12 protein-coding genes are annotated in these 15,770 nt (G+C 67.1%); 4 read left to right on the top strand and 8 right to left on the bottom strand.

Annotated features, from left to right (window positions below):
- Window positions 1-120 precede the first annotated feature (120 nt).
- Together ACWDKQ_RS31470 and ACWDKQ_RS31475 are read left to right on the top strand one after the other, a co-directional pair.
- Entirely contained in the window at window positions 121-333 is a 213-nt protein-coding gene (locus tag ACWDKQ_RS31470) for a hypothetical protein (protein WP_450142402.1), read from the top strand.
- 34 nt (window positions 334-367) lie between these two features.
- On the top strand, window positions 368-499 hold the full coding sequence (locus ACWDKQ_RS31475; protein ID WP_450142403.1) for a hypothetical protein: 132 nt from the start codon (window positions 368-370) through the stop codon (window positions 497-499).
- A 47-nt stretch (window positions 500-546) separates the two neighbouring features.
- Here the strand turns inward: ACWDKQ_RS31475 and ACWDKQ_RS31480 are convergent, their stop codons facing one another.
- The gene (locus ACWDKQ_RS31480) at window positions 547-903 is read right to left on the bottom strand and encodes a hypothetical protein (RefSeq protein WP_450142404.1); all 357 of its coding nucleotides are present in this window, start codon (window positions 901-903) and stop codon (window positions 547-549) included.
- A gap of 849 nt (window positions 904-1,752) precedes the next feature.
- Here ACWDKQ_RS31480 and ACWDKQ_RS31485 point away from each other — a divergent pair.
- Complete coding sequence (locus ACWDKQ_RS31485) at window positions 1,753-3,876, top strand: putative bifunctional diguanylate cyclase/phosphodiesterase (RefSeq protein WP_450142405.1); 2,124 nt, start codon at window positions 1,753-1,755, stop codon at window positions 3,874-3,876.
- 353 nt (window positions 3,877-4,229) lie between these two features.
- Here the strand turns inward: ACWDKQ_RS31485 and ACWDKQ_RS31490 are convergent, their stop codons facing one another.
- A complete protein-coding gene (locus ACWDKQ_RS31490; RefSeq protein WP_450142406.1) occupies window positions 4,230-6,287 on the bottom strand; it encodes a YhgE/Pip domain-containing protein in 2,058 nt (685 codons plus the stop codon).
- 18 nt (window positions 6,288-6,305) lie between these two features.
- Window positions 6,306-9,008 (bottom strand): MMPL family transporter, encoded by a 2,703-nt coding sequence (locus tag ACWDKQ_RS31495; RefSeq protein ID WP_450142407.1) that lies wholly within the window; start codon window positions 9,006-9,008, stop codon window positions 6,306-6,308.
- Between the two features lie 174 nt (window positions 9,009-9,182).
- On the opposite strand from ACWDKQ_RS31495, the gene ACWDKQ_RS31500 reads away from it, so the two are divergent.
- Entirely contained in the window at window positions 9,183-9,887 is a 705-nt protein-coding gene (locus ACWDKQ_RS31500) for a TetR/AcrR family transcriptional regulator (protein WP_450142408.1), read from the top strand.
- A gap of 311 nt (window positions 9,888-10,198) precedes the next feature.
- On the opposite strand, the gene ACWDKQ_RS31505 is transcribed toward ACWDKQ_RS31500, so the two are convergent.
- The 5 genes from ACWDKQ_RS31505 to ACWDKQ_RS31525 form a co-directional block, all read right to left on the bottom strand.
- Window positions 10,199-11,122: an alpha/beta hydrolase gene (locus ACWDKQ_RS31505; RefSeq protein WP_450142409.1), complete on the bottom strand. Its 924-nt coding sequence runs from the start codon at window positions 11,120-11,122 to the stop codon at window positions 10,199-10,201.
- A 21-nt stretch (window positions 11,123-11,143) separates the two neighbouring features.
- Entirely contained in the window at window positions 11,144-11,974 is an 831-nt protein-coding gene (locus tag ACWDKQ_RS31510) for an EamA family transporter (protein ID WP_450142410.1), read from the bottom strand.
- A gap of 285 nt (window positions 11,975-12,259) precedes the next feature.
- Window positions 12,260-12,673, bottom strand: a complete 414-nt coding sequence (locus ACWDKQ_RS31515; protein ID WP_450142411.1) for a hypothetical protein — start codon at window positions 12,671-12,673, stop codon at window positions 12,260-12,262.
- Between the two features lie 432 nt (window positions 12,674-13,105).
- A complete protein-coding gene (locus ACWDKQ_RS31520) occupies window positions 13,106-13,906 on the bottom strand; it encodes a thioesterase family protein (RefSeq protein ID WP_450142412.1) in 801 nt (266 codons plus the stop codon).
- Window positions 13,907-14,132: 226 nt separating this feature from the next.
- On the bottom strand, window positions 14,133-14,891 hold the full coding sequence (locus tag ACWDKQ_RS31525; protein WP_450142413.1) for an alpha/beta hydrolase: 759 nt from the start codon (window positions 14,889-14,891) through the stop codon (window positions 14,133-14,135).
- Between the last annotated feature and the right edge of the window lie 879 nt (window positions 14,892-15,770).

A 15,770-nucleotide genomic window follows, 5' to 3' on the forward strand; every position in this document is an offset into this window, starting at 1 on the left:
CCTGCGGCCAGACACCACAAGACTGCCGCAAGATCATCATCCCGGGCCTGCCCAACACACCCTCACTCAACCCGAGAATTAACCACCAGGGTCAGCCTTGTATACAAAACGGTACACAAAGTGCAACGGTCCGGGCGTTGGAACACGCTCGTCGTTGTGCAGCACTCCGATCAGATCAAGGCGCACGCTTCGCGCGTCGTCTCCGTGGTGGGGCTGGTTTTCGCCGCCTCGGTGCCCACCGGCGTGCTCTCGGGCACAAGCATGGTCGAAACCATGGCGCGATGGTTGGTCGAGATCGTCCCGGAAGCCTTCGGCCTCACCTCACGCTGGTGACCGGCGTCCTGATGAGGCGCCGCTGAGGTTCTTTATGAGCAACACCACGTTCTTCTTCGGAGTACTGCCAGGGCTCAACGAGAACACAAGCCATTTCGGCATCACCGACCTCGTCGGAATCAGCATGCTCGCCGTCGGCGACCTGACCTGCGCCTACCCGATCTGATCCCGCCAACCGAAGCGGTGCCAGCACTCCGCACAAAATTGCTCCGGTCAGGCTCCGCTACAACGGCGTGCGCCGCCGCGCAGGTACTTCAAGGCTCGGGCCGCGGCTTGGGCGCCGCACATGCCGTGAGCGCCCGGGCCGGGAGGTATGGCCGCCGAGCACAGGAAGTGCCCGGGCACGCCTACGTCGTAGGGGGTGAAGGTGGTTCGGGGTCCGAACACGAGTTGGGGGACGTTCTTCGCCCCCGTGACGACGTTACCGCCGATGTAGTTCGGGTTGTACTCGGCCAGATCGTGCGTGGTGCTCACAGCAGTGCCGATGATCCGCTCCCGGAAGCCGGGGGCGAAGCGCTCGAGCTGCGCGATGATCGCATTGGTCGCGTCGCCGGTGTATCCGCGGGGCACGTGGGCGTAGCTCCACACCGGGTGCATTTAGCCCGGCCGCGCGGGTTCAGCCGACCTCCAACGGGACGGGGCCGTTGGGCAGCCACAGCTACGCGACCGCGGCGTTGATGCCCTCGTAGCGCTGGACGCTTTCGTCGTGGTCGAGCGCGCAGTCATGGCTACCCCAGCTTCCGGGTGACTCCACGGCAGAGGACCGATCGTCACATGTCACCATTGGGAGCGCGACGACTTCGTGTGTCGCAAAACGCCAGCGGCGCGGCCGGGCCATTCCTGCACGAAACGTCGACGGAGTCCCGGCCCCTCTGATCCACCGTTCACAACCGGTGCGCGAATGAGTACTCCATGTCTGCGTTCCGCCCCGAAGGAATTGTACCGATCTCGCGAATTCCCCGATCCGTGCTTCGAACGCGAGCGGATTGTCCGACCGGGATTCCCAAGTAGTGCAGCAGGGAGGTTCCATCAGGGGTTTCCATGCGGACCAAACGGTCAGTTCTCGGCAGCGGAGCACGGCATTCTCGACGGAGACGGCACCTGGGAGCACTTCGCTGAGAGACTCGGTGAAGTGTGAGGTCGACGAGGTCCAGCATTGCGATCGGTGCAGACGGGCTCGAAGACGCCGTCTCCGCACGCGTGCGATGTCGTGTTGCGGAAGACCGGCGACCGCCTTGCAGCGTCAACTGAACTGCCGGTAGCGTCGATTTACAACCGCCGAGCAGACGGTTGGACACGTGAGACGCCTTCTCCCGAAGCGAGCTGATAACGCCAAAGAGCTGCCAGCAGAGTCGCCCCGTCCACTTTGATTTCCTTGACCGGGCGACGTTGTTACTTCGCAGAACGAATGGAGTTTCGGTGAACACGCACGAGGAAGAGGCCGTGTGTGACTTGAGTGGTCGGTGGGAGACGAGCCGCGGGTTCGAGCAGTCGGAAGCGCAGATCGACACCGAGCGGTTGATCGGAGATGTCGCCGCGGGCCTCAGTGATTGCGCCATCTTCGCCATCGATCGCGACGGCCTGGTGACCAGCTGGAACGCGGGTGCGCAGCGGATCAAGGGGTTCTCCAGCGAGGAGATCATCGGGCACCACTTCTCGAGGTTCTACCCCCGCGAGCAGGTCGAGGCGGGATTCCCGTCCTGGGAGCTGCGCCAAGCCGCCGCGCACGGCTTCTTCATTGACCGGGGTTGGCGCGTGCGCAAGAACGGCACACGCTTCTGGGCGCATGTCGTGATCACCGCGCAGCGGGCCCCGGACGGCAGCTTGACCGGCTTCATCAAGGTGACCCGCGACGAGTCCGAGGGACGCACGCAGCGCGAGCGGTCGGCTCGGCGGTTTACTGACCTGTTCCAGCTCGCACCGGTGGGAATTGCGCTGCTCGACGAGTCCGACCAGGTCCTCGACGCCAACGCGGCGCTGTGCGATCTGCTGGGCTACCGGTTGCACGGCAAAGCCGCGTCCGAGTTGATGCACCTCGACGACGCTGGGTTCGGGTTGGTCCCGCACCCAGCGAGGGCGGGCGGCGAGAGGATGTCGTACCGGGTCCTCGCCCGCGCAGATGGTGAGCCGGTGTTCTGCCACGTGCGGTGCGCAGCCTCGGTGCGAGACGACGGGGAACGGTTCTGGTTAGCCGTGTTCCAGGACGTCACGGAGGAGATCCGCCGCGCCGAGGTCCTACACCGACAGGCCACGCACGACCCGACGACCGGGCTGCTCAACCGGCAGGGCGTCGACGAACTGCTCGTCCCCATGCTCGACAGCAACAGCGACCAGATAGCTGTGCTGTTCTGCGACATCGACAATTTCAAGCGCGTCAACGATTCGCTCGGACACGATGCGGGCGACGAACTGCTCGTAGCGCTCGCCCGCCGCCTGCGCAGCGAGCTCCCGGAGTGTTGCACGCCCGCGCGGCTCTACGGGGACGAGTTCCTGATCATCTGCTCGGACGTGCAGGCCTGCGGCGGGCTCGACGCACTCACCAGCATGGCGGCCGACCTGCTCCGCGCAGTCGTCCCGCTACAGGGTCGGCTGGTCAGCGTCACCGCCTCCATCGGCGCGACCACACCCAAGGAGCACACCACCACGGAGAACGTGATACGCGACGCCGACGCGGCGATGTTCAACACCAAGAAGGGACGCGGACGCGCGCGGACCGGCCAAGGCACTCCCACCGCGCAGCTGACCTTGGAAGAAGATCTCCGCGCCGCGCTGCGCCACGATCGCCTGCAGCTGCACTACCAGCCGATCGTGGCTAGGGACGGAACCATCACCTTGGCCGAAGCGCTCGTGCGGTGGCCGCATCCGGACCGCGGACTGCTCACACCGGACACGATCTTGTCGGTAGCCGAGAACGGCGGTCTCATGCACGACTTGGACAGCTGGGTGCTGCACACAGCCCTGCGGGAGGCGGTCACCTGGCAGCATCCGATCGGCGTCACGGTCAACGTTTCCGGAATCCGTCCCGACGCCCCGAACTTCAGCGACGAGGTCTCCACTGCGATCACCGCCAGCGGCATCGCCCCCGACCGCGTTGTCCTGGAGATGGTCGAAACGCTGCTCGTGGACCTGCCCGCGAAACCACGCAGGGTGATGCGGGAGCTCGCTCGGACGGGAGTCCGGTTCGCCATGGACGACTTCGGCACCGGCTATTCCTCGCTGGCTCGACTCAAGGACCTGCCGACCCAGATCGTCAAACTCGACCGGCGGTTCGTCTCAGGTATGGGGTTGGACCCGGCCGATCTCGGGATCGCGCGAGCTGTGGTGGAACTGGCCCGGGCGATGAACCGCACATGCATCGCCGAGGGCGTCGAGAACACCACCCAGCATGCGCTGCTGTACAGCCTCGGCATCGACGCCTGCCAAGGATTCCTGTTCTCCCGCCCGCTGCCCGCAGCGGAGTTCCACGCCCTTCTCAAGTCCCCGGAGTCCGCCTTCCCCGGAAACCCGACTCGGGGGAAGGCAAGCCCCGCGCAACGGTCGTGAACGGGTGCGCCTGACATGACGTCGGGCACGACCGAAACGGAATCCTTTGTTCTCTCGTGGAAGTGCGGCTAGTTGAGTTCGAGCACTGGCCAACGGTCGGATCAATTCCGGCTGGGAGAGTCGCTCGGACAGGAAGCATTCATGAGCAGTACCTCGATACCGATCGGGCTTCTCGTTACCCCGTAGCAGGAAGTGCCAGACTCACCCCGATCGTCCACAATGGACCAACATGGTGCTGGTACGAAAACAAGCTCGAGGGTTGAAGGCACCTGTGTCATCCACCGTGGGAACCAAACTTCGGGACGCGAGGTGCACGCAGATATCAGCCTTGCGCAGATGGCGCAGCTCACGAACTACTCCAGCCCTACCTCGGGCTGATCGAGACTGGTCGGCGGCCGATCCGCGGGGATTCGCGCCGGCGGTCCGGTCGGTCGTGATTGCGGCCGACCGGACCGGGTCGTCACGTCGTTTCCGTGGTCGCGGCGCAGCGCGTGGCTCGGGCGCAGGCGGGTGGCTCGGACGGTGCGTCCGCGCTCGACTGCCAGGAAGGTGGCCACGAGACCGCTCAGCGCCCAAGCGATCAGCCCCAGGAGCACCCCACCGCTCGGGGCGGTCCCTTCGACAACCGCACGCAACGCGTCCTGTGCGGGTGCGGTCGGTAGTACCGACAAGATCTGGCCAAGCGCCACAGGTACTGCGGCGACGAACCCGCCGGCCAGCGCGAGCACGGCCACCAGCATCGCGCCGAACCGGCCGACTCCGCCGAAGGCTGCGAGCGCGTGGTTGACTGCGGTGAACGCCACCGCCGTCAGCACCAGCAGCGCGGCGCAGCCGAACCACTGCCCGGCCGAAAGGTCCTGCGCGATCCCGACGATCGCGGTCACGACCAGCCCCTGCACCGCCGCGATTCCGGCGGGCAGGGTGAACTGCCGCGCGGTGAGCCGGAACGACGACCGGGTCGACCCGAGTACGCGCTCGGGTATCGGCCGCAGCACCAAGAACGTCGCGATCGCGCCGATCCACAGCGCCAGCACCGCATACAGCGACGGGCCCGACGAGCCGAAGCCGAGCGTCGTGCCATCCGCCGTCGTGACCGGGTTCGCGACGGCCTTCGCGAGCTTGTCCCGGTCCCCGTCCGGATAGCTGGGCAGCTGGCCGACGGCCTTGTCCAAGCTCGAGGACAGCTGCCCGGAGCCGTCACCGAGCTGCCGAGCGCCGTCGGCGATCCCCTGCACCCCGCCGGCGAGCTGCTTGGCCCCGTCGGCCAGCTGGTCGGCTCCACCGCGGGTCCGCGAAAGCCCGTCCGCGAGCTTCGCCGCTCCGTCGTCGAGCTGGGCCGCTCCCCCGGCGAGCTGGTTGATGCCCTGGGACAACGCGGGAAGTCCGCCGCCGGATCCCGGAGTGCGTCCGGCGAGCGCGGCGAGACCGCTGGATACGCCCTGGCTGGCCTGATGAACCTGACCGGCGCCGCCGCTGAGCGCCGTCGCAGCCGCTGCCTGGCCCGCGAGCTTCTGGCACATCGGCAGCACATCGATCGGGCATTGCTTGGCGGACTCCTCCAGGCTCTGCGCAAGTCCCTGCAGGCCGGTGTTGAGCTGCGCCACGCCCTGCGCTTCCTGCGCCGAGACGTCGGCGAGGGTCGCGGCCTGCTGCGGCAGCTTCGAGGTCTGGTCGCGCATCGTTGCGAGCCCGTCGGACAAGCCCCCGGTGCCCTGGGCCAGTTGCGCCGCACCGCCGTCAAGCGCGCCGAGGCCGTCCGCGAGCGACCTCGAACCCTTCGCCAGCTGGCGGGCACCGGTGACGAGCTGGTCGGTGCCGCCGGCGAGCTGCTTGGCCCCGTCGGCCAGCGACGTGGCTCCGTCCGCGGCTTCGCCGAGCTTGTCGCCCAGCGTGTTGAACCCGACGTAGACGTTGTCCAGGTACGTCGTGGTCAGCTGCTGGCCGAGCAGGTTCGCCGCGGTCGCGGTCACCACCCGACTGACCGCTTCGTCCGCGAAGCGGCTGCGGTCGCCGGTGGCGACGTCGATCGTCGCCCGCGTCGCCCGCGCCGGGTCACCGGAGAAGGAGGTGGCGGCCGCGGAGAAGTTCTCCGGGATGGTCACGACGGCCGCATAGGTGCCGTCTCGCAGTCCTTCGGCCGCGGTGAGCGCAGTGGCGAACTCCCAGTCGTAGTTGCTCTTGATCTCGTCGCCGACGAGCTTGGCCGATAACTGCCGCCCCAGCGCAGTGAGCTGCCCGTTGATCTCCACGGGCTTGTCGTTGTTGACGATGGCGGCCTTGACGCTGCCCAGGCGGTCTTCGGGTTTTCCCAACGACCACGTCAGCAGCCCCGCGATGGCCAGCGGCACCAGCAGCAGCCCGAGCAAGGGCAGCAGCGGGAGCCGGAAGCGGCCGTTTTTCCACGAACGCACAGCGATTACCTCTGCTTTCTAGCGGATCGCGCCGGAGAGGGTGCGGGGCTGCTCGGCCACGCGGAGCTCGGAGGCGGTGACCCACGTGGATGCGGGCAGCACGTCGTCCATCTCGGCCAGGCCGGTGGTACCCGCGACCACAGTGATGTCGGTTCCGGTGATCAGGTCCCGGATCGCCCGCCGCTCGCCGGGATCGGAAACCCGGTCGGTGCGGTCGAGGACGAGCACGGCGGGTTCCTCGCGGAGCGCGAGCCGCACCGCTTCCGAGCCGCCCTCGCCGACATCGACGTAGCCGACCTGCGTGCGCACGGCCGCGGCCCGCGCGGGCAGGACGTGGCCGAGCACCTTCAACTTGCCCGCGTCCGGCTTCAACCGCCCGGACAGGGTCAGCAGCAACGCCGTCACCGCCGATTCAGCATCGCCGCGCACGACGTGCACTCCCCGTCGCGGCAGGATGAAGCCGACGCCGCTGTAGATCGGGCGGCCCGAGAACGGGTCTGCCAGCCGCAATCCGTTGCAAGCGATCGCGTCGTCGGCACCGGGCCGCGGCCAGTCCGCGAGCGCGAGTTCTTCGCGCAGGTTCTCGCCTTCAACGTCGAAGGAAGGCAGCACGCGGTTCAGCCAGCGCGGCATCCACCATGCCTTGTCGCCCATCAGCGCCAGCACGGCGGGGACCAGCGTCATGCGCACGATGAAGGCATCGACGAACACGCCGACCGCGAGCCCGAGCGCGATAGGTTTGATGTTCGCGTCTCCCTCCGGGACGAAAGCGATGAACACCGCGAACATGATCACGGCCGCGGCCGTCACGACCCGCGCCGAGGAGACGAAACCCGAGTTGATCGAACCGCGCGCGTCACGGGTGTGCACGAACTCCTCGCGCATCCGGGAAACCAGGAATACCTCGTAGTCCATGGCCAGTCCGAAGAGGACGCCCATCAGCACGATCGGCATGAAGCTGATGACCGGCCCGGTGTTCTCGACGTTGAACGCACCGGCCAGCCAGCCGTCCTGAAACACCAGCTTCACCACGCCCAGCGAGGCACCGATGCTGAGCAGGTAGCCCAAGGTCGCCTTGATCGGCACCGCGATGGACCGGAACACCATCGTCAGCAGCACCAGCGAAAGACCGACGACGACCACACCGAACGGCAGCAGCGCGGCACCCAGCTTGGCCGACACGTCGATGCCCACGGCGGTGAAGCCGGTGACGGAGATGTCGATGCCGTAGGTGTCCTGGAAGTGCCCGCGCAGCGACCGGATCTCGTCCACGAGCTGCTTGGTCTCCGGGGAGTCCGGCTCTCCTTCCGGGATCACTTGCACAATCCCGGTGTCGGCGGTGGGGTTCGGGGTGGATAGCGGCACGTCGGCCACGCCGGGCAGCCGCTCGATCTCCGCCTTTACCTCGCTCATCAGGCCGAGCGGGTCGGTGCTGGTGACGATGTTGGCGGTCACGATCAGCGGGCCGTTGAAGCCCTTCGGGAAGTGCTCGTCGATCAGGTCGTAGGTCACGCGGGCCGGATCGTTCTTCGGCAGCGCGCCCGCATCGGGAAGGGCGAGCCGCAGCCCGGCCGCCGGCACCGCGGCGATGCCGAGCACCGCGATCACGGCCAGCACGGTGACGATCGGGAAGCGCGTCACCGCGCGCACCCAGCTGGCGAAGAACCGCTGCCCGAACGCGGGTTTGGTGCGCCTCTTGCGGGAACGCGGGCGCAGCCGGTCACCGGCGAAGCCCAGCAGCGCGGGCATCAGGGTGACCGACACCAGCACCGCGATGCCGACCCCGGTGGCCGCCGCGACGCCCATCGTGGTCAGGAACGGGATGCCCGCGACGCTGAGCCCAACCAGCGCGATCATCACCGTCAGCCCGGCGAAGATCACCGCCGAGCCCGCAGTCGCGTTGGCCCGCGCGGCGGCTTCCTGCGCCGACAATCCCCCGGCGAGTTCTTGCTGGTGGCGCGACACGATGAACAACGCGTAGTCGATGCCGACCGCCAAGCCCAGCATCAGCGAAAGCAGCGGCGTCGTCGCGCTGATCGGCCCGAGCGCGGTCGCAATGAAGATAAGCGTCATGGAGATGCCGACGCCCAGCAGCGCGTTGATCAGCGGCATCCCGGCAGCCAGGAACGAACCCAGGGTGACCATCAGGACCACGATCGCGATCACCAGGCCGAGCGCCTCGGTGATGGTCAAGCCGGGGAACTTCTGCGAGAACAGCTGGCCGCCGTAGGAGGCCTGCGCGCCCTCCGGCAAGCGGTCTTGCAGCTCCTGGGTGATCTGGACGACGCGGTCCTTGGTGGTTTCGCCGATCGCGAAGACCTCGCCGTCGAGCTGCACCACGATCAGCCCGGCGTGGCCGTCATAGCTGATCGCGCCGCCGAATTCCTCCTGGTAGGGCGAGATCACCTGCGACTTCTGCGGCACGTCGTCGAGCTCGTCGACCGCCCGCTCCACCTCCCGCCGCACGGCCGGATCCCGCACGCCTTCCGGCGCCACCACGATGATCTGCGCTGAGGCGCCGCTGGTTTGCGGGAACGTCACCGACAGCCGGTCGAGCGCCTGCTGCGACTCGGTGCCGGGAATGCTGACGGAGTTGTCCAGGCCCTTGTTGAGCAGACCCGCCGCACCAACCGCGACGACCAGGACCAGTAGCCACAGCGCCAGCACTGCCTTACGGGCCGCGAACGCTCTGCGGCCGACGGAGTAGAGGAAGGAGGACACGCAGACTCCTGTCGCCGGTCGGACCGGACGATGTTGATGTCACCGGAAGGAACCGATACTGCGCCGTATCGGATACGCCACGGTATCCGATACCGAACCGTATCGGCTAGGGTGGGATAGGTTCCGACCGAGCGTGAAAGATCACGGAACCGCCCGTTAGGAGGGAAAGTTCGCGTGAGCAAGACCAGGTCGACCGCAGCGGCGGGCGGCGCAGCCGCGCCGGGCACGCGGGAGACGGCCCGTCGGGCCAAAACCCGGGAGCGGCTGATGGACGCCGCGTACCAGCAATTCTGCGAGCACGGCATCAACGGCATCTCCATCGAGGCCATCGCGGACGCGGCCGGGTTCACGCGCGGGGCATTCCACTCCAACTTCGCCAGCAAGGAAGAGCTGTTCATGGCGCTGGCCGAACGGGAGAACCGGCTGCGGCTGGAGGCGCTGCGGGAGCGGTTCGACGACGCGGTCACCCCGCTAGGCCGCGCCGAGGGAAAACCCGACCCGGAGCTGATCGAGGAAGCTCTCGCGGACCTGCTGACCTTCCTGCCGGAGGAGCGGCAGTGGTGCCTGCTCAACAGCGAGTTCCGGCTGCTGGCGATGCGCGAACCCCAGATCGCACCGCGCTTCCTGGAGGCCACGCGCACCTTCCAGCAGCAGCTCACCGACATGATCGACGCAGCGCTGGAATCGGTGGGGCTGCGCTTCTCGATCAACTCGATGCACCTGACGCGGATGCTGATGGCCCTGTTCGAGTCCGCGATGCAGGAAGCGATCCTCTCGGGCGACGAAGACCCGGTGCGCACGGTGCGCGACTACATCATGCTCAGCCTGCCGCCCCTGGTGCACAGCCTCGCCGAAGTCCGCGAACCCACGCAGCAGTGACCCCGCTGCGGCCAGGATGTTCTTCGCCGCTGCGGCACTCAACAAGTTGCAGCCAGACCCTTGCCCCACCGCAGCCGGGTCATAGCGTTGTGATTGCCCACGGCAAGCTCATAACTCGGCTTTGCGAAGTTAGATGTCAACGCTTTCGTGTCCCGGTACCGTCTGCATGTTCACGCCCGCCTGCGAGCGAACACATCGCGTTTACCAGCCTAAACAAAGCGAGAATCTATGCCGGACGCGATCTTCTGTTACGTTCTAGAACACGATTCGAGCAAGTGGGTACGCTCGCAACGACGCCGCTCGGGTCGCGGTCATGCGGCGGGGTTCAGGCCCCGCCGGAGCGCGTCGAGGGTTTCGGCGGCCTGCCGTCGGGATACGGCTGCGCTCGCGATGACGGCTGACCGGTGAAATGTGCCGGGGAACAGGTGCAACTCGACCGATACGCCGTCATCTAGCAGGCCGGACGCGTAGGCCAACCCCTCATCGCGCAGCGGGTCGTTCTCGTAAACCGACACGTACGCCGGGGGAAGGCCGAAGAAATCGTTGGCGCGTGCCGGTGCGGCGTAAGGAGAAACGGCCCCGTCGCAGCCCTCCAGGTAGTACCGCCAGCTCAGCACCGCATCTGCTCGGTTCCACAATGGAGTGTCGTCGAACGTCCGCATCGAGGTGGTGTCCAGCCGGTCGTCGACCTCGGGGGCATCGAGCAGTTGGAAGCACAGCGGTGGTCCGCCGCGGTCGCGGATGATCAGGGTGAGCGCGGCGGCGAGACCGCCGCCGGCGCTCATCCCGTACACGCCGATCCGCTCAGCGTCGACCCCGAGCGCTCCGCTTCCAGCGGCGATCCAGCGCAGCGCTGACTCGCAGTCCTGCAGGGCAGCCGGATACGGGTGTTCCGGGGCCAGCCGGTAGTCGACGGCCACGACGACCGCAGGCAACCGAGTGCACAGATCCGCGGCTTGCGCGGTGACCGCTTCCAGTCCGCCCATCACAAATCCACCACCGTGCAATAAGAGCAGGGCGGGAAGCGGGCCGATGGCCTCGGGCGGCTTGCAGACTCTGACCTGCACGGAACCACCATCCACACCGGGCACCGCGCGGTCGGTCATGACGACCTCGTCGGGCTGCGCCGCGCCCGCAGCCATTTGCCGCATCCGGGCGCGGGCCCCAGCGAGGTCCTGGATGTGCAGGTCGGGAAGCGCGGGCAGGACCGCTGCCAGCTCGGGATCCAGGTACACGTGGCCACCCCCTTGCCGAGGTCACCCCCATTGTCCGACCAGTGCGACCGACCCGGCCACCGCTGCGACGATCCCGCCCATTCGCACCCGGAAAGCGGTTCGACGGCGGGAGCCGGGAGACCCGGACGAAATCGGTACTCCCAGCGACTTTTCCGGTGAGCGGTGGGCGCTGATCGATCCGGTGGTCGTAGCGCCCGGCAGGTGGTAGGGCTTCGACTCAGCGCTTGCCCGTGCGCACCGCGGCCGCGCTCGCCGTGACCACCATCGCGATCGCGGCGCGTTGCAGCAGCGATAGTCCTGATCCAGCACAAGATAACCCGCCGTCGCGGCAATGGCCGGCGACAGGCTCGTCAGCACCGCGAACGTCGCCGCTGGCAGGCGGCGCAGGGCGAGCAGTTCGAGGGCGTAAGGCACGCCCGAGCTCATCACCGCGATCGCCAGGCCCAGACCGAACACCTCCGGTTCCAGCAGCCTCCCGCCCGATGCCCCGACGCCCAGCGGCAGGCTGACCAGCGCGGCGACGGACATCGTGATCGTCAGGCCGTCCAGCCGCGGGAAGCGGGCGCCCGCGCGGGCGTTGAGCACGATGTATGCCGCCCACATCCTCCCGGCCCCCAGCGCGAAGGCCACACCGGCGACGTCGAACTGGTCGAAGCCGCCGCTGCCCAGCAGGTAGAACCCGGCCAGCGCTAGACCGGACCACAGCAGCTGGCGGCGCGACGCGAGGCGACGACCGACAGCAGCAGCAGCCCGAGCACTTCCCGGACGCGCACAGCCGATGTTGATACTGCGCAGTGATCGGTCGCTCGCCCTGCCTCTCCTGCTCTCGTTGGGGCTTGTAGTGCTCGTCATCCCAATGGCCTTCAATGGGCTGACAACGCTCAATAGCCTCGCACTGGTGGTTCTGGCCGGTATCGCGGTCTCATCGCTGCGGAGATGATCGGTCCCGACGATCCGCGGGCCAGCGGAAACCAGGCCGGTGGCGCGTCCCCGGGGCGCATTCAGCCAGCGCGCATGGGCGGTTCTCACCGTATCCCGGCGGTTCCCAACTAGTCGGTGCCGTCGGGCCGCCCGGCCGAGCGTTTCGCCAGTTCGAGGGAGGCCTTCTGCGCAGCGCATGGTCAGGAAGAAATCGGGTCAGTAGTTGAACGACACGATCGCGTCGCGCGAGCAGAAGTCTGGGAGAGCGTTGCGGTCGACGCACACGTGAATCGCGGCGCGTGCTGCGGTCGCTTCATGCCTCAGCCTGCGGGATAGGGGCCCGCTGGCGTGAGTGTTGGTGCGGGCGGACTCGCTGCTGCCCGCGCTTTCCCACTTGCCCTCTACGAGGAAGAAGAACTCCACCCTCACGAACGTGGGCATGCCATCGTCGCGCAGGTCACGCCAATTGGCGCCGACTGTCGCGTAGACACCCCCGTTGTTGGCGAAGTCTCCATCTGCGGAGCCGATGGCCGTTTGGCCGCTCTTGGCGTAGATCGGCCCCCACAGCTTGCCGGCCGCATTGGCAGCGGGCGTCACCACCATCGACGCGAGCAGCGACGCGGCGACCATCGCGGACGCCGTGAGAACACTCCGGAAACCGACTCGTGCCATGGTTCCTCCCCAGATCAGCAAGGCGCATCGTCCGAATGCGCGAGCGGAGTCTGGCACGGACTCGGCTTGGCCGTGACGCAAATGAACCCGTTTAACCCGGTCGGACATCGAGTCGATTGTTGCCAGACCGGATACCTCCAGTGGCTCTCAGATGTCGCTCGCGCGACGACCGGGCGAGCGGGCCGAGAAATCGGGCTCTTTCATCAGGACACAGACGTCCAGGACCAACGAGTGCTCACCTGCCGACGGCTACCAGACGCGAGTCTGCCGGACGGCCGACTCACGACTCATTAGGACCTCGATCCACCGTTCTTGGCAATTCTCCCAGCCCAGAGACGAAGGCCCCTGCCGCGCGCCGGAGGGGTACACGCGAGGTGCCTTGATCAGCCGTCAGTCCGGCAGCGGTCGGACGGTGAGGATCTGCTGGGCGTGCCCGACCGGGCCCTTGATGTCGTGCAGGACGGTGCTGGTAATGCCTTGGCCGGTGCTGCCGAAGACGACGGTGGTGTCCAGGCCGGTCCAGCTACCTTCGGGCTGCCGGTGGAGGTGGATCGTCAGGTCGACGTTGGGCCACATCCAGTCGGTGGGCGACTGGCGCGAAGCGATGCCGTTGGCGGTGTCGACGAGCGCGATGTAGGACGCCAGCGGGCTGCTGGACTCACCGGCGACGAGGTCGAGCTCGGTGGAGATCCAAGCCGTCGTGCGGCCGGGCTGCGGCGGCGCGAGCGGGCGGGCGTTCAAGGAAGCGATGTACCCGCCGGGCCACACCGAGTCCATCGACCAGGGGGCGACCTCTTCGGGCGGGGTGAGCGGGTGGGCACCACCGCCCGCAACGGCTTCGGTGTCCAGGACTGCGAGGCGCCACGCGAGGGCTTTGACGACCGGGCGGTCGGCGACGAGCACGGCGGCTTCGATCAGTTCGATGGTGCGGCCGGGCCGGATGGTCTCCACCCGTATCTCGCACTCGTCGAGGGCGAGACGCCCGAGGATGTCGAAGCTGACGCGGCCGAGGACCAAGCTGTCCGGACGTGCGGCCAGATGCTGGTCTATGGCGTGGACTATGAGACCGCCCAGCGGGCTGAAATGCTGCTCGTCCGGGTTCCACGCGCCGCTGGCGTGGCAGGTGGGCTTGTAGCGGTGTTCGTCGATCCGCTCGTAGTAGCTGTTCGTGGCAGGTGCGCCTGCGTTCACGGGGTTTCTCCAGGGACTCCGGGCGGTGCGGCGGTGCCGCTCTCAACGCTCAGATCGTAAGACGACGCAACGCGGACCCCGAGCGTTGGGAGCGTCATACCGGCACCCCGGCCGAGGACACTTCGCCGGCGGCTGTCTGAACCCCGGGGACACGGCCTTCATCGACGAAGCGCTGAAGAACCTCCTCGCCCGGGAGACCTGACTGCAGCCGTCACCATTGGAGCGGTCAGTTCGCGAGCCGCACCACCGCCTCGATCACGGCGGGCCCGTCCAGCAGCGCGAGATCGTTGTGGTCCGCGTTCTCGACGACCAGTTCGGTCGTGCCCGGCCGAATCCGGGCGACGGCTCGGCTCTCTTCCGGGGATACGATCGAGTCGGCACTCCCGTATACGACGGCGACCGGGCACTGGACTGTGCGCAGGTGCTTCGCGAGCGGGTACCGGTCCCGGAGCAACAACCTCACCGGCAGGTACGGGAATTGGCGTTGGCCGACGGAAGCGAGGTCGGTAAACGGTGACCGCAGCACCAGCCCGGCCGGCTCCTCCTCGGTCGCCAGCTCAGTGACCACAGCCCCACCGAGGCTTTCGCCGAAGTAGACCAGCTGGTCCGGTGGCAGGCCGGCTTCCTCGACGAGGTAGCGCAGCGCCGCACGGGCGTCCTTCGCCAAGCCCTCCTCACTCGGGTGGCCCGGGTTGCCGCCGTAACCGCGGTAGTCGAACAGCAGCACGGCCAGCCCGCGTTCTGCGAGCGCGTCGGCCAGCGGCACCCGCAGCGACCGGTTCCCCGCGTTGCCGTTGGCGACGAGCACGCCCGCGTCGCTGTGCCGACCGCGGGCCGGCAGGTACCAGGCACCCAGTTGGAGACCGTCGCTCGTGCGCAGCACCACCTCCTCGGCGCCGCTGAGCACCGCGGCAGCGGGCGGCGGCTGCCCGAAGGGGTAGTAGATCAACCGGCGTTGGAACGCCTGGATTGCGCCCAGGACCACGGCAATCACCACCACCAGGCGAGTACGACATGCAGCACATCGCCCAGTGTGCGCCGCGTCGCGGTGTGCTGCCGGTGACTTGCTTGAAGTGGTCGCCCAGGAACCGTGGGTACTTTTCGTTGCTATAGACCAATGCCGCTTAGCTTAAGTTGATCTTGTGGTGTGATCTTGGGATGTGGCGGGTGATGGTGTGGCGGCTGGTGCCCGGTTGACGGATCGGATGCGTCAGCAATTTGGCTCTTAGGTGGGATGCTGCTAGTGCAAATCCTGCTAATTCTGGTAACGATTCTTCTGAAAACCAGGACCGCGATCCCGAGGTCTATAGCCAAGGATATTGAACTCCTTGCCCAAGGGGAGGAATCTCACGTTATTCACAGCGGCACAGAGGTAGATAGCAAGGAAGCTTGAGAATGCGAGCTCAACTTAAGGATCGCCTACGTTCCCGCACGATACGAAAATGGTTGAGCCAGGAACTCTGGATGAAGTGTTCCACGGGTAAAGGCTGTGGGCGTCAGACTAACGGGCCCAGGGGCACGGTCAATCGCCAGACGGCAAGCGCAAGCTCGCACACGGTCCCCCGGGGCACCGCTCCTTGAAAGCACGCCTGAGCGCGAGCTGGAGGCAAGTCCTCAGATCCAGCGGCCCCAACACGAAGGCGACCGTGTGATAGCACGCTTCCTTGATAGGTGCGAAGTTGTCTACGCCGAGGAGTATAAAAACGAGGAAATTGCTTGATCTGCTGTTCACTGCGTCAGAGTTCTCCGTACCGCCGGATTAGACGACTGGTATATCCGCAGTGGATGGCGGCGAGGTCGAACGGCTGTCCGGGGTGCCGGGGCGCGGTCGGCCGGAGGCCGCAGGCGCAAGCCCCGGCGGGTC

This window comes from Saccharopolyspora sp. NPDC000995 (assembly GCF_053599315.1).